Source organism: Arthrobacter sp. UYCu512 (assembly GCF_040547075.1).
Lineage (GTDB): Bacteria > Actinomycetota > Actinomycetes > Actinomycetales > Micrococcaceae > Arthrobacter.
The window spans coordinates 205423-229346 of the sequence record NZ_JBEPPA010000005.1; the positions used below are offsets into that span (position 1 = coordinate 205423).

At 68.2% G+C, this 23924-nt stretch carries 18 protein-coding genes; 5 read left to right on the top strand and 13 right to left on the bottom strand.

The genetic code is table 11. From position 1 onward, the window contains the following. Positions 1-82: 82 nt before the first annotated feature. Complete coding sequence (gene nudC / locus ABIB49_RS07340) at positions 83-1150, bottom strand: NAD(+) diphosphatase (protein ID WP_282359632.1); 1068 nt, start codon at positions 1148-1150, stop codon at positions 83-85. Positions 1151-1323: 173 nt separating this feature from the next. Between nudC and ABIB49_RS07345 the strand changes: the two genes are divergently transcribed. Further along, complete coding sequence (locus tag ABIB49_RS07345) at positions 1324-2634, top strand: macrolide 2'-phosphotransferase (RefSeq protein WP_283479240.1); 1311 nt, start codon at positions 1324-1326, stop codon at positions 2632-2634. Here the strand turns inward: ABIB49_RS07345 and ABIB49_RS07350 are convergent. The 3 genes from ABIB49_RS07350 to ABIB49_RS07360 form a co-directional block, all read right to left on the bottom strand. Continuing rightward, positions 2631-6155 (bottom strand): ATP-dependent helicase, encoded by a 3525-nt coding sequence (locus ABIB49_RS07350; protein ID WP_283479239.1) that lies wholly within the window; start codon positions 6153-6155, stop codon positions 2631-2633. The two genes, ABIB49_RS07345 and ABIB49_RS07350, sit on opposite strands and share 4 nt — an antisense overlap. Beyond that, positions 6152-9370 (bottom strand): ATP-dependent helicase, encoded by a 3219-nt coding sequence (locus tag ABIB49_RS07355; RefSeq protein WP_349358556.1) that lies wholly within the window; start codon positions 9368-9370, stop codon positions 6152-6154. The genes ABIB49_RS07350 and ABIB49_RS07355 overlap by 4 nt, the downstream gene beginning before the upstream one ends. A 182-nt stretch (positions 9371-9552) precedes the next feature. Continuing rightward, the gene (locus ABIB49_RS07360) at positions 9553-9969 is read right to left on the bottom strand and encodes an MGMT family protein (protein ID WP_226773808.1); all 417 of its coding nucleotides are present in this window, start codon (positions 9967-9969) and stop codon (positions 9553-9555) included. Between the two features lie 179 nt (positions 9970-10148). On the opposite strand from ABIB49_RS07360, the gene ABIB49_RS07365 reads away from it, so the two are divergent. The 4 genes from ABIB49_RS07365 to ABIB49_RS07380 all read left to right on the top strand — a co-directional run bounded on the left by ABIB49_RS07365 (position 10149) and on the right by ABIB49_RS07380 (position 13698). Then, positions 10149-10859, top strand: coding sequence for a 3'-5' exonuclease (locus tag ABIB49_RS07365; protein ID WP_226774982.1), 711 nt, complete (start codon positions 10149-10151; stop codon positions 10857-10859). A 368-nt stretch (positions 10860-11227) separates the two neighbouring features. Beyond that, positions 11228-12178 carry a substrate-binding periplasmic protein gene (locus tag ABIB49_RS07370; protein WP_283481012.1) on the top strand — a complete coding sequence of 317 codons (951 nt, stop codon included), beginning with the start codon at positions 11228-11230 and terminating at the stop codon, positions 12176-12178. A 21-nt stretch (positions 12179-12199) separates the two neighbouring features. Beyond that, complete coding sequence (locus ABIB49_RS07375; protein ID WP_226774987.1) at positions 12200-12964, top strand: amino acid ABC transporter permease; 765 nt, start codon at positions 12200-12202, stop codon at positions 12962-12964. Then, the gene (locus ABIB49_RS07380; protein WP_226774983.1) at positions 12961-13698 is read left to right on the top strand and encodes an amino acid ABC transporter ATP-binding protein; all 738 of its coding nucleotides are present in this window, start codon (positions 12961-12963) and stop codon (positions 13696-13698) included. The genes ABIB49_RS07375 and ABIB49_RS07380 overlap by 4 nt, the downstream gene beginning before the upstream one ends. Before the next feature lie 108 nt (positions 13699-13806). Here the strand turns inward: ABIB49_RS07380 and hemL are convergent, their stop codons facing one another. From hemL to hemE, 9 genes are all read right to left on the bottom strand, one after another. Then, positions 13807-15138 (bottom strand): glutamate-1-semialdehyde 2,1-aminomutase, encoded by a 1332-nt coding sequence (hemL, locus tag ABIB49_RS07385; protein ID WP_226774984.1) that lies wholly within the window; start codon positions 15136-15138, stop codon positions 13807-13809. Positions 15139-15151: 13 nt separating this feature from the next. After that, on the bottom strand, positions 15152-16261 hold the full coding sequence (locus ABIB49_RS07390) for an LLM class flavin-dependent oxidoreductase (protein ID WP_283481010.1): 1110 nt from the start codon (positions 16259-16261) through the stop codon (positions 15152-15154). Then, on the bottom strand, positions 16258-17241 hold the full coding sequence (gene hemB / locus ABIB49_RS07395) for a porphobilinogen synthase (protein WP_282359634.1): 984 nt from the start codon (positions 17239-17241) through the stop codon (positions 16258-16260). The genes ABIB49_RS07390 and hemB overlap by 4 nt, the downstream gene beginning before the upstream one ends. After that, on the bottom strand, positions 17238-18155 hold the full coding sequence (locus tag ABIB49_RS07400; RefSeq protein ID WP_226776137.1) for a uroporphyrinogen-III synthase: 918 nt from the start codon (positions 18153-18155) through the stop codon (positions 17238-17240). Before ABIB49_RS07400 ends, hemB begins: the two co-directional genes overlap by 4 nt. A gap of 20 nt (positions 18156-18175) precedes the next feature. Continuing rightward, positions 18176-19174 carry a hydroxymethylbilane synthase gene (gene hemC, locus ABIB49_RS07405; RefSeq protein ID WP_226776136.1) on the bottom strand — a complete coding sequence of 333 codons (999 nt, stop codon included), beginning with the start codon at positions 19172-19174 and terminating at the stop codon, positions 18176-18178. Further along, positions 19171-20439 carry a ferrochelatase gene (locus ABIB49_RS07410; RefSeq protein WP_226776135.1) on the bottom strand — a complete coding sequence of 423 codons (1269 nt, stop codon included), beginning with the start codon at positions 20437-20439 and terminating at the stop codon, positions 19171-19173. The genes hemC and ABIB49_RS07410 overlap by 4 nt, the downstream gene beginning before the upstream one ends. Then, positions 20436-21149 (bottom strand): hydrogen peroxide-dependent heme synthase, encoded by a 714-nt coding sequence (hemQ, locus tag ABIB49_RS07415; protein WP_226776134.1) that lies wholly within the window; start codon positions 21147-21149, stop codon positions 20436-20438. Before hemQ ends, ABIB49_RS07410 begins: the two co-directional genes overlap by 4 nt. Before the next feature lie 98 nt (positions 21150-21247). Continuing rightward, entirely contained in the window at positions 21248-22762 is a 1515-nt protein-coding gene (locus ABIB49_RS07420) for a protoporphyrinogen/coproporphyrinogen oxidase (protein ID WP_226776133.1), read from the bottom strand. 4 nt (positions 22763-22766) lie between these two features. Then, positions 22767-23864 (bottom strand): uroporphyrinogen decarboxylase, encoded by a 1098-nt coding sequence (gene hemE, locus ABIB49_RS07425; RefSeq protein ID WP_226776132.1) that lies wholly within the window; start codon positions 23862-23864, stop codon positions 22767-22769. Between the last annotated feature and the right edge of the window lie 60 nt (positions 23865-23924).

Consider the following 23924-nt stretch of genomic DNA (forward strand, 5'->3'; position numbering starts at 1 on the left):
TCAGTCGTTTGAGGGTGTGCGGTGGATACGCGGCGGGACCCTCAGCGCGGGGATGCCGGTGCAGGTGGTCAGGAGGGGCTCCTCATACGTTGTCCGCACGGTCCTGGATGAGCCCGCCGTACCAGTGTTCGATCAGGGCACGGGCGATGGACAATCTGCTGGAGATGACGATCTCTCCGCTGAGTACTGCCGCTTGCAGTTCGCTTCGGCTGAACCAGCGTGCCCGGGTCACTTCGACGCCGTCGGGTGTGGCTTCTGCGTCCGCGGTGGTGGCCGTGAAACCGAGCATCAGCGAGGCCGGGAAGGGCCACGACTGGGAACCGAGGTACTGGCAGGCGGAGACCCGCACGCCCACTTCCTCACCGATCTCGCGCACTACTGCCTGCTCCAGCGACTCCCCCGGTTCGACGAAGCCGGCCAGGGTGGAATAGTTCTTCGCATCGAGCGGGCCGCCGCCGCCGAGCAGCAGCCGGCCGTCCGGACCCACCACTGTGACGATGATGGCCGGATCGGTGCGCGGATAGTGTTCCGATCCGTCGGCGGGACAACGGCGGACCCAGCCTCCGCTCTCCGTCGTTGTAGCGGTGCCGCAGCGCGGGCAGTGGGTATGTGTGGCATGCCAGTTGGCGATGGCGCTGGCTTCGATGAAGAGGGCGGTGTCCGCGGGGTTCAGGGCGGCGGCCACTTCGCGGAATCCCGCCCACTGCGCACCCCGGGGGATGCCGGCGATGTGGGCTTCGAATTCCTCGGCCTGAACCTCGAACTGCTGCGGCAGGATAAAGAGGACCAACTGGGTGCCCGCCGCAAGGTCCGATCCGGGCAGTGCCATTCCCAGGTAAATCAGCTGCTCCGGGGCGTACGCCGTGTCCTTCAGGTGGCGGGCAAGTTCTGCCGCGTCCAGCAGCACCAGGCTGCTGCCGTCGATGAGGGCCTGCCGGCCGGAGAGCACCATGGCCCGGGCGCCGCCGCCAGCGATGAGCTCCTCGAGCATTCCCGGCTTCAGCCGTGCTGCGGAACCGCGGTCAATCAGCGCCGGGCGGACCGGAAGAATTGCGTCGTGAAGCAGGTTGGCGGCCAAGGCTGCAGGCGGGGAGGCTGAGGCGGCGTCGCGGGGGTGGTTCTCTGGTGCCGAATTCTCCGCAAGACTCATGTACCTACCGTACTGACTCCCGCTGACAATTGACATTTGTTCGCCCCGTATGTGGGCAGCCACACGCGGAGACGCACGCGGCACCGCGGCACCACACCGCAAATTATTCCCGATCTTTCAGACTCGCCGTGCTGCATCGCCGTCTTGGGCGCCGCTCAATCTACCGTGGGAGCGTGAGAAGAAAACCAATCGAACTGGCAGCTGTGGCAACCGCGGCAGTGCCCGGGCTGACACCGACCGCCGTCAGCTCTGCGCCCGACGATCCGGCAGACTTCGATTCGGCACTCCTGCTGGATTCCGAGGGCAAGCGCTGGCGCGTCCGCTCGCCGCGCCATGCCGAGGCCAGCGCCCGCCTGGAAACTGAATTCCTGATACTGCGCGCTTTCACCCCCGGCGTCCGGGCAGAGCTTCCTTTCCTGATGCCAACCGTCGCCGGGACCGTCCGACAGGGACCGCTGAGCACGTTCGTGTATTCCCATTTGGCCGGATCCACCCGATCAGTCGAGGAACTCGGCGCCGCATCATCGGCCGTGGCCCGCGAAATCGGGGCGGCCCTCGCCGCCATCCACGACTTGCCCCACTCACTGGTCAGCAACGCCGACCTGCCAAGCTACACCCCGAACGAGTTCCGTCAGCGCCGCCTCAACGAACTGGACCAGGCCGCGACCACCGGCATGATTCCCGCGCTGCTGCTGCGACGCTGGGAACACGCCCTGGAAGACGTGTCCCTGTGGCGCTTCAATCCGTGTGTTGTCCACGGCGACCTGCACGAGGACAACCTGCTGGTGGACGGCGACCGTGTGACCGCCGTGACCGGTTGGACAGACTTGCGGATCGGCGACCCGGCCGATGACATGGCCTGGCTGGTCGCGTCCAACGACCATGAATTTGTGGAAGCCGTACTAACCCACTACACCTCTTCCCGGCGCGACGTACCGGACGCGCACCTGCTGCGGCGAGCGGCGTTGTCCGCCGAATTCGCCCTGGCGCAGTACCTCGTTAAGGGCATCGCCGCCGCAAACCAGGACATGATCGACGAGGCGGAATCCATGCTCACCGCACTCGCCGAGGACGTCGCGGAACACGGCGGGCAGCCGATCAGCGTTGAACCGCTCCCCCAGCCCGTACCGGCCCCGGAACCGGATTCAAGGCTTGCCGCTGTTCCGGCGGGCAGCGCCGCACCCGCCGTCCTGGTCACACCGATCCCCCTCGGAACCGCCGGTGCGGACGATGCAGCGAACGACAGTGCCGCGGACGTCGACCGGCCCGCTGGCACCGCAGGAGCCAGCGTCTCCGTCACTGCAATCCCCGACGAACCGGCCCCCGCGGGCGCAATCGAGGACTCCTCAACCCAGTCGATCGCCGTCGTGGGCGGGGACAAAACCGCCCCCGCCGACGAAGCCGCCCCGGTGACGGAGGCGGCGAACCCGGCCGACGACACCTCCACGACCTCGCTCGCGATCGTCGAGCCGAAGACCCGCTAGCCGGTTCCGAGGGCAGCGGCGACGATTTGTTCGAGCCGTTCGGCCGAACCCAGATCGTGCGGCCTGACTACTGCGTCGTCGGCCACGTAGTAGAACGCCGCCCGAACCTGGTCCAGCGGGACTTCTTTGAGCCGGGCCCAGGCCAGCCGGTAGACGGCCAGCTGGACAGATTTGGTCTTCAACTGGACGGCCGACGGCCGGCGGCCGGTCTTCCAGTCCACCAGATCCCACCCGCCGTCGGAGTCCCGGAAGACCGCATCGATCCGGCCCCGGACCACCACATCACCGACCCGGGTCTCCACCGGAACCTCCACGTACGCCGGGGCGCGATCGGCCCACTCGGACTGGCGGAACGTCTCGACCATACTGTCCAGCCCGTAGGCTGCATCGATGTGGCCATCGGAACCGGCAGCTTCCTCCAGGTCCAGCATGCCGGCTGCGCCGAAGTACTCTTCGACCCAGGCGTGGAATGCGGTGCCCTTGCGGGCCGACATACCCGGCTCCCGCGGTACCGGGCGGCGCAGCCTTGCGACGACGGAGCCTGCGTCGTCCTCGAGATCCACCAGGGTGGACGCGGAGATGTGCCCCGGCAGGTGAACGTCCTGCACCGTGCTCCGACGGGAACGGCGCTCCAGCAGGGTCGCTGCCTCGTCCGCCCACCCGGCCGCGGGGCCACGCAGCTGCCGGCGTGTGTCTGCTCCGGCGACACCGGCGTCGGCATCCGGCCCGGCATCCGGCGGCACTTTCGGACCCATGGATCCCAACACCCGCCCGGCAGCGGACTCCATGGCCGTCCGCCGGCCGGGAATGAGGCGCAGCCGGGCGCCGCTGCGAGGATCAACGGGCCCCTCCAGCGGATCATACGGCCACCCCGCGACCTCCAGTTCCGAGGTCAACGGACTCTCCTGCGGCAATGACTCCTCGCTGACGGACAACGGGTGGATCACGGCGGCGCCGCCGGCGGCGAGCACCTCAAGTTCGGCCAGGAACGGCGACATGTCCGCCATCCCGGCCCGCGAGCCGACCCAGGCGGCGCTGGAAACCCAGAGCACATGTTTGGCGCGTGTGTAGGCCACATACGCGAGCCGACGTTCCTCGGCCTCGCCGTGAACCTGCACGGCGGACTTGAAGTCCTTTTCGGCGTCGAGCCAGCCTTTTTGGTCAGGGTGGTCGAGGTCCCATTGCGGAAGGTCCGAGCGGTCCCCGCGCAGCGGCCAGGGCAGTGCGGCGCTGCCGCTGCTCCAGCGCGAGTCCCGGCTGCTCGGGAAGGCCCCGGCATTGAGCCCGGGCACAAATACCACATCCCATTCCAGGCCTTTGGAAGCGTGTACCGTCAGTAGCTGCACGGCTTCATGGTTCACTTCGGGCGCCGCGGCATCCAGGCCATTCTCTTCGGCGGCCGCGGCCTCCAACCAGGCCAGGAACGCCAGCACATCCACCCGCTGGGACGTGTGCAGGAAGCCGGCAGCAGCGTCCTGGAAGGCGTCCAGGTTGCGGCGGGCCTGGTGAATGCTGATCCCCGGCCGTGCGGCGACCTCGATATCCAGGAGCATCGCCCGCTCCACCTCACCAAGCAGGGTGGTCAGGTCGTCACCCATATAGCCGCGCAACTGCCGGAGCTCCGCCGAAAGCCGGAGGAGACGCTCCAGCGCCTCGGCACCGAGCTGGCGGCCGTGCACGGAGGTCCAGCCCGCACGCGGGAGCCAGTCGAGTGCCTCGATCAGGCTCGCGGCGTCCGTGAGGTCGCCCTCGATCACCACCGCCTCCGCGCCGTCGTCAACGGTAACGTCGTCGTCAGCGGCGCCGGGGCGGCCGCGGCGCCGGGCCAGGAAGCTGGACCAGTCGCGCAGGGCCATCAGGTCCGCGGGCCCGATCCGCCAGCGTGCCCCGGCCAGCAGGCGCATCAGCGAATCGGACCGTCCGGGGTCGGCCAGTACCCGGAGGGTCGCAACCAGGTCCACGATTTCGGGGGTGTCCAGCAGACCGCCGAGCCCGACGATTTCATAGGGGATCCCGCGCACTTCGAATTCGCGGCGAATGCATTCCATCTGGGCGCGCCGGCGGCACAGAACCGCCATGGCGGGCGGTTCAGGCTCCCCTGCCGTCCCGCTGAAGTCTGTCACCCTGAATTTCAACACGTCGCCCGCGATCGCCGCGGCCTCATCCTCATCGGTGCCAAACCGGCCCATCACCACGCGGCCCTGGACCGCGGCGGGGCTGGGCTGCAGCGGCGGCACCTCGACACCCCCGGCCTTGTCCCGTTCACCGGCCGGGCCGGTCCGGGCCGCGGCGGCGCTGAGCGGCGCGGAAATGACGTTGGCGGCCGAGAGGATGGTCCGGCCGTTGCGCCATGCCGTGGTGAGGTAGGACGTCGGCGCGAGGGCAAAGCCCGCCGTGCTGTCTGCCGCGTCGGCACCGGTACCGACGCCGGCTGGTCTTTCGCCGGCTCCGAGCCGCGCCGGGAATTCGCGGACGAAATGAAAGAGCTGGCCGGCGGAGGCTCCGCGGAAGCCGTAGATCGACTGATTGGGATCGCCCACCGCGGTGACCGCATGGCCGTCGCTGAACAACCGGGAGAAAAGGACAAGCTGGGCGTGTGAGGTGTCTTGGAATTCGTCGAGCAGCACCACCTTATAGCGCTGGCGTTCGGTTTCCGCGGCGAGCGGAATCTCGTTGGCCACACGGGCGGCGAGGGCCACGAGGTCCCCGAAGTCGAGGGCACCGCGGGCACGCTTGGCGTCCGTATAGCGCCCCACCATGTCCGCGACGCTGGCCCGGGTGCGCAGCAGTCCGCTGAGCTCGGCGACGGCCTGGCTGGGATTCTTTGTGGCGGTTGCGAGGTAGGGCAGCTGCTCAAACTCGGCCACCCGCTCCAGCAGCCAGCGGCGGACGCCAGCGGGTTCCTGGAGATGCTCAGCGCACTCGCCCGCCAGTTGGATGACTGCCTTGACCAGGGTGGATTTTGCGGATCGGAAGTGTTCGTAGTCGCCGTCGTAGGCTTCCACGACTTCGCTGGCGAGCTGGAAGGCCTGGGCGCCGCCGAGGAGCACAACGTCGCGTTCGACGCCGAGCCGCAGCCCGTAGTCCGACACAATGCCGCTGGCGTAGGAGTGGTAGGTGGAGACCTTGGGTTCAAGTGCATCGGTACTGAGCAGCCCGGCGGGGAACACCTGGTTCTGCGTGTCGGACGCGGCGATACGCTGCAGCGCCGCCAGCTTGGCGCGGATCCGGCTGGCCAGTTCGCCGGCCGCCTTGCGCGTAAAGGTTACGCCGAGGACTTCCTCCGGACGGACCCAGCCGTTGGCGACAAGCCACACCACGCGGTCTGCCATCGTGGCGGTCTTGCCCGAACCGGCGCCGGCAATAACGAGCCGCGGTGACAGGGGTGAGGAAATGATCTGCGACTGTTCGGCTGTAGGGCTGTTGGTCTCCCCCAGCAGGGCCGAGAGCTCCGCCGGGGTGAACCTGGGGACTGGAAGTGCTGCCGGTGCAACGGCGGGACGGGCAGTTTCGGTGCTCATTCGGTAACCTGCTTTCCCCGCAGGCACAGCGGGCAGACTTCGGGAAGGCGGCAACCGTGGCCACCGTGGCCACTTTTGGACGGATCATGGCGGGCCTCGAAGGCGCTCCCGGACATCACCCGGGCAGCGTCGCCAACCATGTCCAGTGCCCAGTTTTCCGCGGGGTCCAGCGCTGCCTGGGACTGGATGCCAGGGCTTTTGGTGCCGGTTCCCAGCTGGGCCAGGACGGCACCGCCGGGCAGCGGGGGCGGGCCGTCGTCGGAACCGGCGAAACCTCCGGCCAGCACCGCAGCCTGGTACGCTCCCAGCTGCGGATGCCGCGCCAGCTCGGCTTTGCCCGGCTGCCGTTTGCCGGTCTTGAGGTCCACCACAACGAGCCGGCCCTCGGCGTCGATCTCCAGCCGGTCGACCTGGCCGCGCAGCACGGCCGGGCGGGCAGGCCAAGGGCCCCCGTCGGCGCCCGGGTCAGCGCCGGCCGCTCCGTCCCCGGCCCCAAGGTCCGGGAGCTTGACTTCGAAGTCCAGCTCGACGCCGACCAGGGACCGTCCCTCGCTGCGCATCACCAGCACGTACTGGGCAAGTTTACGAACCATCGTTTCGGCGCGCTGGAAGTCCAGTTTGCCTTCCCAGTTGTCCTTCATCCCCAACGCCGGCCAGCGGCGGATGAGCTCAGCCACGTATTCACCGCCCGAAGCATCGGGCAGGTCCTGCGCGATGGCGTGGACCAGGGTGCCCAGGCTGCGGGCAAAGTCGGTAGCGGCTTCGCCGCCGGCAGCCTGGACGAACCAGTCCAGCGGCGACTTCTGCACCGCCTCCACCTTCGAAGGCGATACGTAGACAGTGCCGCCTGGGGGAACAACGGGATCGTCCGTGGACAGCGGGGCCAGCCCCCACCAGCTCGCGGGATGCGCGCCGGGTACGGCGGGCTCAGCCGCGGCCAATGTGCCAAGAACGTCGGAGGCTTCCAGGGCTTCCGGAGTTCCGGCGTCGAGCTGGGCGTACTGGCGCAGCTCGGCGACGAGGGCGCGCAGGGTAAGAGGGCGCTCAACCTGGGTGAAAGCGCGCCGGTCCTGGCCGGGGCGGAGCGGCACCACGTAGTCCAGGAACGACGACGGCTGTTCATCCTCGGAAGACACGGCCGTGCAGATCAGTTGCTCCTTGGCCCGCGACACAGCAGTGGAGAAGCTGCGCAGCTCGTCGTAGCGGATTTCGCGCAGCCTGCTGAGGGGATCCAGTTGCAGGGCGTATTCCACGCCGTGCTCGACGGCGTCCGCGAAGAGTGTGCTGCCGAGCAGTTCGCCGCGGAGCCTGGTGTTTGGCCATACGCCTTCCTGCAGGCCGGGGACGATGACGACGGGCCATTCCCGGCCGGCAGCGCTGGCCGGGGTCATAAGTTCAACGGCGTCCTCCAGCTGGGCCCGTGCCGCGAGGGTGTCCATCGGGAGTTCCTGGCTGAGCAGGTACTCGAGGAACTGCTCGGGTCCGGACCCGGGCAGCTGGTCCACAAAGCGCTCCGCCGTGTGGAAAAGGGCCATCATGGCATCGAGGTCCCGGTCAGCACGGGCACCCGCCGATCCGCCGGCCAGCGCCGCCTCGGTCCAACGCGCGGCAAGACCGGTGGAGTTCCAGAGTGCCCAGAGCACCGTTTCGGCGTTGCCGCCCGGAGCCTGGGCGGCAACCCGGCCAGCCTGGATCATCCGTGCAATCCGTCGTGCAGAGGTGCCCTCAATGCCGAGGGTCCCGAGCGCGCCCGGTTCCAGCAGGGCCTCGACGAGGAGCACATCGCTGGTGCGGCCGCCGCCGCCCAGGAGCTCCTCCCGGCGCAGGGACTGGCGGAGGCGCCGCAGCTCGATCGCGGTGGCCCCGCCGATCCGCGAGGTCAGCAGCGCCACTGCCGCTTCGGGGCTGAGTACGGCAGGGTCCAACACAACGGCATAGGCATTGAGCAGGGGCCGGACGGCGACTTCGTCGCGGACAGCGGATTCCGCCACCGGGATCCGGACCGGGATCCCCTGACCCGCGAGGTAGCGCTGCAGTTGGCTGAGCTGGCCGCCGTTGCGCACGACCACGGCGATGTCACCGAGGTCGCGGCCGTCGGTGAGCTGGGCTTCCAGGATCCGTTGTGCCACGTAGCGCAGTTCGTGCACCGGCGACGGCAGCAGGTGCGCTTCAACGGCTCCGGCGGCGGTTCCCGGGTCCGGATCCGGTGCGGGCGGCTGCTCGAGCTGGCGAGCGGACTGCCCGCCGGCCCTGCTGGAGATCCGTCCGGCAACCGAAAGCCAGGCCTCAGCAACCGCCGGGCTGTGGCGGTGCGCGGTCCGGAGCGGCCGTTCGATCACAACACCGTCGACGGGGGCCAGCAACCAGGGGAGCTCCGCGACAAGGTCCGGGCGGGCGCCGCGAAAACCCTGGACTACGGTGTCCGGCGATGCGGTAATGAGCGCTTCCTTGCCGGCGGCGATGTCCGCGAGCAGCTCGAATACGGCGGGGTTGGCTTCCTGCATGTCGTCCACCAGGATCAGCTGGAGCCGGTCGCGTTCAGCGGCCAGAAAGTCCGGCTCGTCCTGGAAGATCTGCCGGGCCGCGGTGATGATGCCGGCCGGGTCGAAGGATTCCGGCATCCGCAGGTCCAGGACGTCGCGGTACTCCGCATAGAGTCCGGCTGCGGCAACCCAGTCCGGCCGGTGGCAACGTCGCGCCAGGACCACAAGGTCCTCGGCCGTCCGGCCGGATTCGATGATCCGGTCAAAGAGCTGGCGGACTTCCTGGCGGAAGCCCCGCGTCAGCAGTGCGGCCGCCAGGTCCTCGGGCCAGGGCAGCTCAAGTCCGGGCTCCGCGTGGCCCTCCAGCAGTTCCTTGATGATCAGGTCCTGTTCCGGGCCGGAGAGGAGTTTCGGCGGACGCGGTAGCGGCAGGATCCCTTCCGCTTTGGCGCGCCGGATCAGATCGAAGGCGTATGAAGCCCAGGTGCGTGCCGGCGTCGTACTTAAACTGCGGTCCAGCCGGGCCGTAAAGCGGTCCCTGAGCGAATCGGCGGCAAGGCGTCCGGGGGCGAGGATGAGGATCCGTTCCGGATCGAGTCCATCGCGCCGGGCCCGCCGGACGGCGGCCTCAACGAGCACAGTGGACTTGCCGGTTCCCGGCGCTCCCGGGATCAGAACGGGGCCGGAGCCGTGTGGGACGTCGACGGCGGCGAGCTGGTCTGCCGACAACACAGGCACAGCGTTGTGCAGTTTTTTTGGCGGCAGCAGTCGGAGCGCGGAACCGGAGCCGCCCGGCCTGGCAGCTCGGCGCGTCCCGGCTTCGGACCCTCCTGGTGCCTGAGCCAGGGAAGCCGGTGGAGATGTTGCGGGCCGTGTGACGGGCGGGCGGGACTCGGCGTTCTTGCTGGGGTTGCTCACACAGTCATTTCATCATCAGGGACCGACAGTTTGCGCAAGGATCGTTCCAGCCGCTCTGCGGCGGCGTCGATGGCGTCGAAATCACTGCCCGTCGGCGCCCAGCGGGCAGCCATCAGGTCCACCCGGAAACGCCCCTCACCGGAGTGCAGGTACTTTTTGTACTCGCCCAGCAGCGGGGTGCCTTCCCGGAGGTACCGGGCAAGGGCCTCGCGTTCGTGTCCGGGAGGCGCCTCGCCGCTGGACTTCAGGACCCGCCACCAGGGAACCGCGCTGCCGTGGTGGCTCATCACGGCGCCAATCTGGCGGGGGCCGCCGGAACCGAGGAGTTCCGCGATGTCGCCGTAGGCCACCGCGGCGCCTGCGGGGATCAGCGCCACCACATCCAGCACCGCCTCCACATACTCCGCTTTCATCACTCCAGCCTAGCGGCGCGGCAGTCCCGACGGTCCTCCCCACCCCAACCCGCCCCAACCCACCCCAACCCGCCCCACCCCAACCCGCCGGCCGGACCCGCCGCGGTAGGCACCGCCGACGCCGTGCCGGGCACAAACGGTGGCGCGTTCCTGTCGGTGGCAGCAGGTAGCGTTGATGCATGAGCACTTGGAACACCCTCCCCCGCGCGGCCTTCGACCTCGAAACCACAGGTCGGAACTCGCGCTCCGCACGGATCGTCACGGCATCCATCACTGTGGTGGACAACGACGGCGGGATCATCAACGAGCACGAGTGGCTCGCCGATCCGGGGGTCGAGATCCCGACCGAGGCCAGTGACATCCATGGCGTCACGACAGAACGGGCCCGCAGCGAGGGCCGCCCTGCCGCCGAAGTGACGCGGGAGGTTGCCGCAGCGCTTCAAGAGCTCTTCGACCGGGGAGTGCCGGTCATCGCCTTCAACGCCAGCTACGACTTCACCGTGCTCGCCGCCGAATCGGCCCGCTACGGTGTCCCGCAGTTGAGCCGTTTTCCCGTCCTGGATCCGTACATCATGAACAAGCAGGTCGACCGGTACCGCAAAGGCAAGCGCACGCTGACAGCCCTTTGCGAGGAGTACGGGGTGAACCTGGACAATGCCCACACCTCAGCGGCGGACGCCCTCGCCACCCTCCGTATGCTCGACGCCATGGCAGGGAAGTTCCCGAAGCTCCGGATGCCGGCCAGCCACCTGCACCAGCTCCAGATCGAGTGGGCCTCGGCCCAGGCGTCGGATTTTCAGACCTACCTGCGCAAAACCAAACCCGCCGCCGTGATCGAGGGCGACTGGCCGGTGCTGCCGCCGGAAGACGCCAGCCGCGGGGATTTCTAGGACAAAGAGCACGTCACGCGCCGAAACACTGACGGGCATGGCGGCACTCTATAGCCCTCAACGCCCCGAAAACCGGCCAAGTGCGACGGAAATCACAGCCCTTGCGGCGCCGGGCGGGACCGGGCCTGCACGTCATTCGTTCCGTCGCACCCTGCCCGGACGGCTCAGATAACGTGGCACTACTAAGGCGCATGAACTTAATTCGGCATCGAAGGGAGATCGAGAGCAGAAATTCGCTTTGAATTCGCCTTCGGGTCAGGTGTCACACTTATATTTTGCGGCTTGCTGTCCCCGGGCCGTCCGCGCCCTGCGCCCGGGCGCGGCGTTGCCCCCGCGGACCACACACTCCTGACGAAAGCGATTGCATGATGAAAACCAAAGCCATGAAGTGGCTGACTACTGTTCCTGTGGCGATCGCTGTGGCTGTGTCCCTGGCGGCCTGCGGCGGCGGATCAGCGCAACCGTCCGGCTCACCCACTGACGCACTCGCCGGCAGCGACCAGACTTCGCTGGACAAGTACACGACCGCTGAGATCACTCCCCTGGACACGATCGACAAGACGAAACTTGGCTTGATCACCGAGGGCACCTTGCGGGTCGGCACCCTCTCGGATGCGCCGCCGAACATCTTCATCGATCCCTCCGGTAAGTTCACCGGCTACGACAACGAGCTGATGCGTGCGATCGTCGACAAGCTGGGCCTCAAGGTCGAATTCGCTTCAACCGACTTCTCCGCGTTGCTCTCACAAGTCAACAACAAACAGTTCGACGCCGGATCATCCTCGATTTCCACGACCGACAAGCGCCGCGAAACGGTTGGCTTCACCAATGGCTACGACTTCGGCTACATGGCTGTCGTGACAAAGGACAACGCCCAGGTCAAGTCCTTCGATGACCTTAAGGCCGGCGTACGCGTCGGCGTCGTCCAGGGCACCGTGCAGGATGACTACGTCACCAACACGCTTAAACTTGAGCCTGTCCGCTTCCCTGACTACAACACGGTCTACGCCAGCGTGAAGAACGGCCAGGTGGACGCGTGGGTGGCCCCGTCCCAGCAGGCAACAGGCCAGGTCAAGGAAGGCGACAAGACCAAAATCGCCGAGAAGGTCGTAAATACCCAGAACTTCACGGCCTACGCCGTGAACAAGGACAACAAGGCCCTTATCGAGGCGCTGAACGCCGGCCTGGATGCAGTGATCGCCGACGGCACGTGGACCAAGCTGACGTCCGAGTGGTACACGGACCGTCCCACCGTGGCGGAGCAGACCCCGCAGGGCTGGAAGCCGGGCAGCAAGGCCGTCCAGATTCCGGCAAAGTAGCCCGGGCCGTCTATGAACCTCCTGGATATTCTCAAACAACTTGGCGACACCTTCCTCGACTGGAAGGCGATGGGCGAAGTCATCCCCATGATGTTCGCGGTCGGCTTGCCGAATACGATCGTCCTGGCAATCACTTCCGGCATCATCGGAACGCTGCTCGGGATGGTGCTTGCCCTGATGGGTATCTCCAGGAACGCTGCGGTGCGCTGGATCGCGCGTGTCTACACCGACATCCTGCGTGGGCTGCCGCCGGTGCTGACGATCCTCGTGATCGGTTTCGGCTTCGGTCCGATCATTCGGCAACTGACCGGATCGACGAGCCCGTACCCGATGGCGGTGGCGGCACTGTCGCTGATGTCGGCAGCTTACATCGGTGAGATTTTCCGCTCCGGCATCCAGAGCGTGGACAAGGGACAGCTCGAAGCCACCCGCGCCCTGGGATTCGGCTATGGCCCCTCGATGCGGCTGGTGGTTGTGCCCCAGGGCATCCGGCGGGTTCTGCCCGCACTGGTTAACCAGTTCATCGCCCTGATCAAGGAGTCCTCGCTGGTTTTCCTTTTGGGCCTGCTGGCCTCGGAACGGGAAATCTTCCAGATCGGCAAGGATGCGGCGTCGACCAGCGGGAACCTGTCCCCGTATGTTGCCGCGGCGGTCTTCTACCTGGCCCTGACGGTTCCATTAACACACTTCGTGAACTGGATTGATGGCCGCCTGCGTTCGGGCCGGCCGGAAAAAAAGGAACCCGATGACGCGGCCGCCAAGGTCGGAAAGGGGGCCCCGGCATGAGCGAGTTTGCTTCCGGGTCGCTGACAGCAAAAAACATCCACCTGTCGTTCGGGGCGAACCACGTCCTCCGCGGCATCGACCTGCACGTTGGGCAGGGCACAACGGCTTCCGTTATCGGGCCGTCCGGCTCAGGTAAGTCAACGCTTCTGCGGGTTATGAACCGGCTGATCGAACCCGACCAGGGCGACATCCTCCTCGACGGGAAGTCCGTGCTTCAGGACAACCCCGACGAGCTGCGCCGGCGGATCGGTATGGTCTTCCAGCAATTCAATCTGTTCCCGCACAAGACCGTGGTGGAAAACGTCTCGCTGGCACTGCGCAAGCTCCGCGGAATGTCCAAGGAGCAGGCCCGCGAGGAGGCAGTTGCCCAGCTTGACCTCGTGGGGCTCAAGCACAAGGCGGATGCCCGCCCCGCCAATCTCTCCGGAGGTCAGCAGCAGCGGGTGGCGATAGCGCGGGCTTTGGCCATGAAACCCGAAGTGATGTTCTTCGACGAGGCTACGTCCGCGCTCGACCCGGAACTTGTCAAGGGTGTGCTGGCGCTGATGGCCGACCTCGCCAAGGGTGGTATGACCATGGTCGTGGTGACTCACGAGATGGGCTTCTCACGGAACGTCTCGGACACCGTGACGTTTATGGACGGCGGCGTCGTCGTCGAGTCCGGGCCGCCGGAACAGATCTTCACCGATCCGCGCACGGAACGCCTGCAGGGATTCCTTTCGGACGTCCTCTAGAGCGCGGGACTGCCGCTTAAGCATGTGGGGCACCCGCCGCGGCGGGTGCCCCACAGCTGTTTAAGCTCGATACCGGATGGGCAGTACGGGCCGTGGGGCCCGCCGGAGCTACGCCTTCGCGGCCGCCGCTGCCTTGGCGGCGGCCGGCAGGGCATCGAAGATCCGGTTCATCGCGGCGTCGTCGTGCGCGGCGGAGAGGAACCAGGCCTCGAAGACCGACGGCGGGAGGTAAACCCCGGCGTCGAGCATGGAGTGGAAGAACGGCGCGTAGCGGAACACTTCCTGGCCCTGGGCGTCGTCGTAGTTGTGCACGCCGCGCGCCGAGGTGCCAAACGCCACCGAGAACAGGTTCCCGGCCCGCTGGATCGAATGGTCCACCCCTGCCGCGCCCAGTGCCGAGGACAGTGCCGCGGAGAGCTCCAGCGAGCGGGCGTCCACAAAGGAGTAGACTCCGGCGTTGGCGTGGGTGAGGGTGGCGACGCCGGCGGCCATGGCCACCGGGTTTCCGGAGAGCGTGCCGGCCTGGTAGACGGGGCCCAACGGCGCCAGGTAGTCCATGACCTCTGCGCGGCCGGCGAGGGCCGCGGCCGGCATTCCGCCGCCGATGACCTTGCCGAACGTCAGCAGGTCCGGGGTCCAGGGCTGGGCCGCGCCGGCGGCACCGCCAGTGAGGCCCCAGTAGCCCGAGTAGCCGGTCCGGAATCCAGTCAGGACTTCATCGAGGATCAGCAAGGCGCCGTGCTCGCCGGTGATGCGCGACAGGCCGGCATTAAACCCCTCACCCGGGGTGACGACGCCCATGTTGGCCGGCGCCGCCTCCGTGATGACCGCGGCGATGTTGGGTCCGTGCTGGGCGAAGGCGGCCTCGACGGCGGCGAGGTCGTTGTAGGGCAGGACGAGGGTTTCGGCTGCGGTGGCGGCCGTGACGCCGGCCGAACCCGGCAGCGCGAGAGTCGCCAGGCCCGAGCCGGCCGCAGCGAGGAGCCCGTCGAGGTGTCCGTGGTAGCAGCCGGCGAACTTGATGATGAGGTTCCGGCCGGTGAAGCCGCGGGCCAGCCGGACGGCGGTCATGGTGGCCTCGGTGCCGGTGGAGACCATCCGGACCCGCTCGGCGGCAGGAACACGTTCCTGCACGATAGCCGCGAGATTGGCCTCATCCGGCGTCGAGGCGCCAAAGGACAGCCCCCGGTCGACGGCGGCATGCACCGCGGCGAGGACCTCCGGGTGTGCATGACCCAACAGTGCCGGGCCCCAGGAGCAGACCAGGTCCACGTATTCTGCGCCATCGGCATCTGTCAGATAGGGGCCCTTGGCGGAGACCATAAACCGCGGTGTGCCGCCGACGGAGCCGAACGCACGGACTGGCGAGTTAACACCGCCCGGCATCAGCTGGCGGGCGCGGTCGAAGAGTGCCTCGTTGCGAGGGTGGCTGGAAGTCATGGTTCCTATTCTTTCAGTTCTGCGGTGAAGACCCGGCCAGCAACGAGGCAACCCGGGGTGCCACCTCGGTGCCGAACAACTCGATCGAGCGCATCATCGCCGTGTGCGGCAGGGTGCCGTTGCTGTATTTGAGGTCGAAGCGGTCCACGCCGAGGTTGTGCTTGAGCAGGCCGATCTTGGCCGCGACGGTGTCCGGCGAGCCGACGTAGAGGGCGCCCTCTTGGGTACACATCGCGTCAAACTCGGCGCGATTGCCGGGACCCCAGCCGCGCTCGGCACCGATCAGGTTGCGCTGGCCGAGCCAGTGCGGGAAGAACTCCTCCCGTGCTTCCTCGTCGGTGGCAGCAATGTGGCCGGGCGAATGGGTGGCTATCTGCTGCATCGGGTGGCCGTATTTGGCCATCGCATCGCGGTACAGATTCGCCAGCGGGGCGAAGGACCGCGGCTCTCCGCCGATGATTGCGAAGATGATCGGGTACCCGTATTCGGCGCAGCGCAGCACCGATTCAGGGGTTCCGCCGACGCCGATCCAGGCCGGCAGCAGGTGGTGTTCCAGCGGCGGGTAGGCACTCAGACCGCTGATGGACGGCCTGGTGCGTCCCTCCCAGTGGATGGGCTGCTGGGCGCGGGCTTTGTCGAAGAGCTCCAGCTTCTCCTCGAACAGGACCTCGTAATCGGCGAGGTTGAGTCCGAAGAGCGGGAAGGACTCCACAAAGGAGCCGCGGCCCAGCATCACCTCGGCCCGGCCGTTGGAGATGGCGTCCACGGTGGAGAAGCGCTGGAAAACCCTGATGGGGTCATCGGAGCTCAACACGGTGACTGCGGAGCCGAGCCGGATGCGCCGGGTCCGGGCTGCCGCCGCGGCGAGGAACACTTCGGGGGCGGAGACGGCGAAGTCACGGCGGTGGTGCTCCCCTACGCCGAAGGCATGGAGCCCCACCTGGTCAGCGAGTTCGGCCTGCTCCAGCAGCTGGCGCAGTACCTGGGCGTGCGGGACGGGGTGTCCGTCGGGGAAGACCCCGATGTCGCCGAAGGTGTTCAGGCCCAGCAGGATGCGCCCCGGGCCCACCGGGGCGGTGGGGTTTGGCGCGGAAGCGGGATCGGACCCTGTCACGGGGCTCACCGGGACTCTTTCAGCCAGCCGGCAAGTTCGCTGGCCCAATAGGTGAGGACGATGTTGGCGCCTGCCCGTTTGATGCCAAGTACCGATTCGGTGATGGCGGCCCGGCGGTCGATCCAGCCGTTGGCCGCGGCAGCTTCGATCATCGAGTACTCGCCGGAAATCTGGTAGGCCGCGACCGGCACCGGACTCATCGCGGCGACGTCGGCGAGGATATCGAGGTAGCTCATGGCTGGCTTGACCATCACCATGTCGGCGCCTTCTTCGAGGTCCAGTTCCACTTCGAGGACCGCTTCGCGGCGGTTCGCGGCGTCCATCTGGTAGGTCCGCCGGTCACCGGTGAGCTGGGAATCAACGGCCTCACGGAACGGACCGTAGAACGCCGAGGCGTATTTCGCGGCGTAGGCGACGACGGCGGTGGTGGTGTGGCCGGCTTCCTCGAGGGCTTGTCGGATGACTGCGATCTGGCCGTCCATCATCCCGGACGGGCCGAGCACGTGGGCGCCGGCCTCGGCCTGGGCCACGGCCATCCGGGCGTAGATCTCCAGCGTGGCGTCGTTGTCCACGTAACCGCTGGCGTCGAGGACTCCGCAGTGCCCGTGGTCGGTGAATTCGTCCAGGCAGACGTCGCTCATGATGACCAGCTCGTCGCCGACTTCGGCACGGACGTCCCGGATGGCCTTGTTAAGCACTCCGTCAGGGTCCAGGGCGGCGGTGCCGGTGGCGTCGCGGACGGCGGGGATTCCAAAGAGCATAATGCCACCAACGCCGAGCTCCACGGCCTCGCTGGCGGCGCGTTTGAGCGTCTCGGTGGTGTGCTGCTGGACGCCGGGCATCGAGGAAATCGGGTTCGGCTCGGTCAGCCCTTCGCGGATGAAGGCGGGCAGGACGAGTTCGGCGGCCGAGAGCCGGTGTTCGGCTGTCAGCCGGCGCAATGCAGGGGTGGTGCGGAGCCGGCGGGGGCGGTGGGTCGGGAAGCTCATATGGTGTCCTTTGCTGTGGGCTCTGCGGGCGGATGGTGTGGGGGCGATTCCTTGGCCAGCGCGCGAATAACGGCTGCCACCAGACCGGAGGCGGTGGGCTCCTCGGCCACGGCGGCGACGCTGAGGCCGAGTGACTGAGCCTGGGCGGCGGTCGAGCGTCCGATGGCCACGAACCGGCATGCGCCCAGCGGGGAAAGGTCCTCGTGGATGCGCCGGACGGCACTGGGGGAAGCAGCAACAACGGCGTCCAGCAGACCGGCGTCGATTTCGTTTTTCGCCTGCGCCGGGGTAAGGACAGCGGCTTCGGCGGGCCGGTCCGGGCCGGGGTCCGGGAGTGTTGCCGGCTGACAGAAGGCCAGGCTCCGGCGCGGGTCGGCCGGGTAGTCTACGGTGCGGTAGGCGGTCACGGCCTGGACGAAGGCGCCGCGGGCCGCCAGCCCGCGGCGGAGCCGGGGGTCCGCGATATCTGCCTGCGGCAGGAATACACTGCCCTGGTGTGCGGGCCAGATATCGAGAAGTCCCGCACCGGACTGCTGGCCGGCGGGTGCCAGGTCGACGGCGACTCCCCGGGTTTCGAGGTAGTGCCGGGTGGCGGGTCCGATCGTGGCGACCATGAGGCTGCCCGGAAGCCAGGCAGCGAGGTTGGTACCCCGTTCGGTGGCCTTGGCCTCGAGCGCCTGGACAGCTGTCACGCTGCTGACGACCAGCCAAGCGTACGCACCGGCACCGAGGGCGTCGAAGGCTACATCCAGGGAATGCTGGTCCCTGGCCAGCTCGAAATCGATCAGCGGAAGCAGCACGGGTTCGGCGCCGACGCCGCGCAGGGCACTGACCAGGCCCGCTGCCCGGTCCGGGCTGCGGGCGACGAGGATCCGGGCGCCGTCCGGCGCCTTGACGCCGCTGTGCCTTCCCATGACCTGGTGGAATTCTCGGCTCAGGACGCTGCCAGGTCCGCGATCTCGGCGGCACCGCGGGCCAACAGGACTTCCGCAAGCTCGATCCCCAGCAGGGTTGCACCCACCTCGGTGAGTCCGTCCGTGGCCTTTGAATCCCGGACCGAGGCCGTACCGTCGACGGCACAGACCACGGCTTCAAGGTGCAGCCGGCTACCCTTACGGACAGCATAGGCGCCCACCGGCGCAGCGCAGCCTGCTTCCAGCCGGGCCAGGAGGGCCCGCTCAGCCGTTACCGCAAGCCGGGTGTCAGGGTCGTCGAGGGCGGCGAGGGCCTGCGCCAGCACTCCCTGTGAGCCGTCGGTGGATCCCGCCTTGCGCGGAGCATCCGCGGAGCGGCATTCGATCGCGAGCGAACCCTGCCCGGCGGCGGGCAGCATAACAGCGGATTCGAGGTATTCGCTGACGGCGGCCAACCTGCCGAGGCGTTGCAGCCCGGCGGCCGCGAGCACAACGGCGTCGAGATCACAGCTTTTTCCTTCAACGACAGCGTCGGTGCTATTGCCCGGCAGGCCGGGGACACGGCCCAGCCGGGTGTCTACGTTTCCGCGGATATCCCGGATGTCCAGGTCCGGGCGGGCGGATCGCAACTGGGCCGCCCGCCGCGGGGAACCCGTACCCACTGCGGCGCCGGCCGGCAAATCGGCGAGCTTGAGTCCGTCGCGGGAGCAGAGCACGTCGCGGACATCGGCGCGTTTCGGCGTCGCCGCGAGCGTCAGCCCGAGTGCTGCCCCGGTGGGCAGGTCCTTGAGTGAGTGCACAGCGATGTCGCACTTGTCCTGCAGCAGGGCGTCGCGCAGGGCCGCGACGAAGACGCCGGTACCCCCCATCTGGGACAGCGATCCGGTGAGGACATCACCGTCGGTCCGGATGTGGATCAGTTCGATCGGGAAGCCGCCGACGGCGGTCAGCTGGTCCGCTGTCTGCTGGGTCTGCGTGAGCGCAAGCCTGCTGGCGCGGGTTCCGACCCTGACGCTCACGCCGTATCCTGTCCCGCCGCCGGAGCGGGGGTACCGGCGGGAGCCGCCGGGTAGGGGGCGTGGCCGGTGCCGATGGTGGTGTCCGCGCCCGAAATGGTGGGCTTTTCGCCGCGGAAGTTGGCGCAGCAGCCCGGGCGGCAAACGTCGTACCAGGGGCCGAGTTTGGTCAGGTGCGGGCGGTCGGCGATGTTGTTCGCTGCGGTCCGTTCGCTGATCAGGTCCACAAGTCCGCTGACGAACTTCCGGTGCGTCCCCGGTGTGGGGACGCGCGTCGCGGTGAGGCCCAGGGTGGCGCAGGTTTCCAGGGCCTCGGTGTCGAGGTCCCAGACAACTTCCATGTGGTCGCTGACGAAGCCGAGCGGAACGATCACAATGCCCTTGACGCCCTTCCCGGCGAGCTCTTCGATGGCGTCGTTAATGTCGGGTTCCAGCCAGGGCACGTGCGGGGCGCCGGAGCGCGACTGGTAGACGAGGGACCAGGGGGCGGTGTCACCGCTGCCTGCCTCGACCCGGCGGATGACTTCGGTGCCGGACGCCAGGTGCTGGGCGACGTAGGCCGAATCCTCCTCGAACTGTCGCGGTTCGGCGTCGGAGCGGCCCGCCGCCGCTGCGTCGCGGGTGGGGATGGAGTGGGTGGCGAACAGGATGTGGACCGGTGCGTCCGGGGTACCGGCCGCGGCCAGCCGGGCGCGGACGTCGGCCAGGCCGGCTGCGGTGCCTTCCACAAACGGCTCGACGAAGCCCGGGTGGTCGAAGTACTGCCGGACTTTGTCCACTTCAAGTTTGCCGTCGAGGCCGGTCTCGGTCAGTGCTATGCCAATGTCCTCGCGGTACTGCCGGCAGCTGGAGTAGCAGGAGTAGGCGCTTGTGGTGAGCATCAGGACCTTGCGGTGCCCGGCGTCGTAAATGTCCTGGAGGGTCTGCGGGACGTAGGGCGCCCAGTTGCGGTTGCCCCAGAACACCGGCAGTTCGATTCCCCGGGCGGCAAGTTCGGCTTCAATGCCGGCCTTGAGGTCTCGGTTCTGCTGGTTGATGGGGCTGATGCCGCCGTTGGCGCGGTAGTGGTGCGAGACTTCCTCGAGCCGTTCGTCCGGGATGCCGCGTCCCCGGGTGACGTTACGCAGGAACGGGAGGACGTCTTCCTGGCCTTCGGGGCCACCAAAGGAGGCCAGGAGTACGGCGTCGTAATCCTTGGGGGCCATCCGGCCGGCCTGGGTCACGGCGTTGACGGCGGTAACCGTGTCTTGGGGGTTCAGCGGGTTCATGACAGGACCTCGGCAATCTCGGCTGCGTTCACCCGGCGGCCGGTGTAGAACGGGACTTCTTCGCGGACATGGTGGCGGGCTTCGGTGGCCCGCAGGTGGCGCATCAGGTCCACGAGGTCCACCAGTTCGGGGGCTTCCAGGCCGAGGATCCATTCCCAGTCGCCGAGGGCGAAGGAGGACACCGTGTTGGCGATGACCTGGGGGAAGTCCCGGCCCAGTAAGCCGTGGTCGCGAAGCATGGCCCCGCGTTCGGCGTCGGGCAGCAGGTACCACTCGTAGGAGCGGACGAAGGGATACACACAGAGCCACTCTGCCGGTTCCACCCCGCGGGAGAATGCGGGCGTGTGGTTTTTGGCGAACTCCGCTTCGCGGTGCACACCCATGGCGGACCAGGCAATTTCGGTGCCGGCGAACAGTTTGCTGCGGCGGATGTCCCGGACGGCCCGCTGAAGGGCCTCGGGCTCGGCGCCATGCAGCCAAACCATAATGTCGGCATCGGCGCGCATGGCCGAGACGTCATAGCTGCCGCGGTGGACCACACCGGCGTCGGCCAGCCGTGCGGTGAGGGCGTCGAACTCGCCGGCAGCATCGTCGCTGCGCAGGCCTTCGGCGGAGCGCTTGAAAACGGTCCAGAGCGTGAAGAACTGCGCTGCTGATTCTTCGCTTGCTGATGCAGTTTTAGTGACAGTTTCGGCAGAAGTGTGGCTCATGGATACCATATTGCCCCTTCCCTCCGGCTAAGTCGAAATGAAGGACTTCTACGGGGCGTAGAAGTGCTTTATTTCACAGTGGCGGGGATCCGGCGCCTTCATCCGGGGCCTTCACCCGGGGCCAGCAGCTGCCGGACCTGCCCCGGTGTGTCGGCCACAATCGCGGCGAGGCCGTTGCCGGACAGCCAGCCGCCGACGATGGCAAGTGTGCCGTCCGCCGCGCAGATATTGCGGACCTCCGCAACCCGGCGCTTGTGACCGAGCGACGCAAAAGGCAGCGCCCCGCCCCAGCGCACCACGTCCCAATCCACCACGTCCGCTGCGGTAACCGGGAGCGCGAGCAACGAGGATGCATCCGTCAAGGCAGCCGTGAAGAGTTCAGCATCCGAGCGGGGCCCCGGCATCGCTGCGGCGCCATGGCGGGCGTCCCCGCGCCCGTAGGACAGCCGGATGACATGGGTACCGGGACCGGCCTGGTCTGCAAGCCACTCCCATTTGGCGGTGGCGTGGGTCAGTGCCTTGGCCTGGATTCCCGGGCTCTGCGGCGCGACGAGGACCCCGGTCCCGCGCGGGGCGGCGTCGAGCCGGGGAAGGTCCAGCACGAGGGTGACGAGGCTGACGTCCGGGCCTGCCTCCGGACGTCGGCCGGCCAGTTCCGGCACCGCGCCGGCGAGCAGGTCGATGGCGGCCGGGCCGTCCACGGCGACAACCAGCAACCCGGCGTCGTGTGCTGTGTCCCCGGCCAAGACCCGCCACCCGCCGGCGGCGCGCTGCACGGCGTCAGCCCGGGCGCCGGTCAGCAAGGTGACACCATCGCGGCCCAGCTCGGCCAGCAGTGCCGGGATAAGCGTGTGCATCCCGCCGCGCAGGCCCGCGACTGCCGACCCGGCCTTCTGCAGTGGCGGCGCCCCCACCGGCGGGCGTGGCGCGGCGGCAACTGCACCGGGAATGGCTGCGGCGCGAGGACCCCGGCGTTGGGCCGCGACGGCGGCGGCGAGCGATCCGTGCTCCCGGATGCCGGCGCGCAGGCCCGGTGCCACCATGTCGATGTCAAGGACGCCCGGGTCCGCGGAGTGGACCCCGCCGACGACAGGTGCGACGAGGCGGTCGAGCACACGGCGCCCCATGCGGGCACGGACCAGCGCCGACACGCTTGTGGCTTCCGGCCCGGTACCCAACGCGGCCGGCAGCAGTGAATCGAGCGAGGCCCGGAGCGACCCGAGGAAACCGAGGGAACGGCGGACTTCCGGGTCCCAGGGATTGGCCGGGATGCCAAGGACCCCGGTGCGGGGAAGCTCCCGCGGGCCGTCGGGCAGCTGGACCCAGGCGCCGCCGGGCTGCGGTGCCACAATCTTCCCGGCGAGGCCCAGCGTGGCGGCGAGCTCTGACACGGCCGTGGAACGTGTGGCGAATGACTCGGCGCCGCTGTCCAGGGTCAGGCCGGCCACCGTATGGCTCCCGACGCAGCCGCCCCACACTCCGCTGGCTTCAAGAACAGTGGTGCGGACGCCGGCCCGGGCCAGGACGCGGGCGGCGAGCAGGCCGGAAATCCCGCCACCCACCACCACAGCGGTCTGCGGTGCGGCTTCCGCGGTGGAGCCGGCTGCCTGCATGCGCCTACTCCGGCGAAATCGAGTGGATAAGCTCAACGACCCGTGTGAGTACTGCCGGATCGGTTTCCGGCGGCACCCCGTGGCCGAGGTTAAGCACGTGGCCGGGGGCCGAAGCACCGGCCGCGACGACGGCCCGGACGTGCGCTTCCAGAACCTCCCACGGGGCGGACAGCAGGGCAGGGTCGATGTTGCCCTGCAGCGGCACCGTTCCGCCGAGCCGGCGGTTTGCTTCGTCCAGCGGCAGCCGGTAGTCCACCCCGACGACGTCGACGCCGACGTCGCGCATGGCGACGAGCAGTTCCGAGGTGCCGGTGCCGAAGTGGATCAGCGGGGCCCCTAGGTCCCGGACATGGTCCAGGGCGCGGGCGGACGCCGGTGCGACGAAGCGCTGGTAGTCGGCCAGGCCAAGGGAGCCGGCCCACGAGTCGAAGAGCTGGGCGGCGGACGCGCCTGCTTCCAGCTGGGCACGGAGGAACATGCCGGAGGCGTCGGCGGCCCAGTTTGCCAGCGCGGTCCACGTCTCCGGGTCGGCGTGCATCATGGTGCGCGGGCCGAGGTGGTCCCGGGAGGGCTTGCCCTCGACCATGTACGCCGCGAGGGTGAACGGGGCACCGGCGAAGCCGATCAGCGGTGTCTTCCCCAGCTGGGCGACGGTGAGCCGGACGGCTTCGCGGATGGGCTCGAGGGCGTCCCAGGTCAGCTGGGGCAGGGCGGCAACGTCGGCCGCGGTGCGCACCGGCTTCTCCAGCACAGGACCCACGCCGGGCACAATGTCCACACCGACGCCGGCGAGCTTCAGCGGGATCACGATGTCGGAAAAGAAGATGGCGGCATCGACGTCGTGGCGGCGGACCGGCTGCAGGGTGATCTCGGAGGCAAGTTCGGGGCGCAGGCAGGAGTCCAGCATCGCGACCCCCTCACGCACCTTGAGGTACTCGGGCAGCGAGCGGCCGGCCTGGCGCATAAACCAGACCGGGCGGCGGGCCGGCTTCCCGCCCCGGTAGGCGGTGATCAGTGGGGAATCCGCGGTGCGGCCGTCCATCAGGGGGTGTCCGGCGTCAAGGCCGGAGGTTTGGGAAGTTGCCGCAGCGCGAGAGGTCATGACTTCGATTGTGCCGAAAATCGGCCCCAAAAGATAACGACAGACTGTCACGGCGCCGGT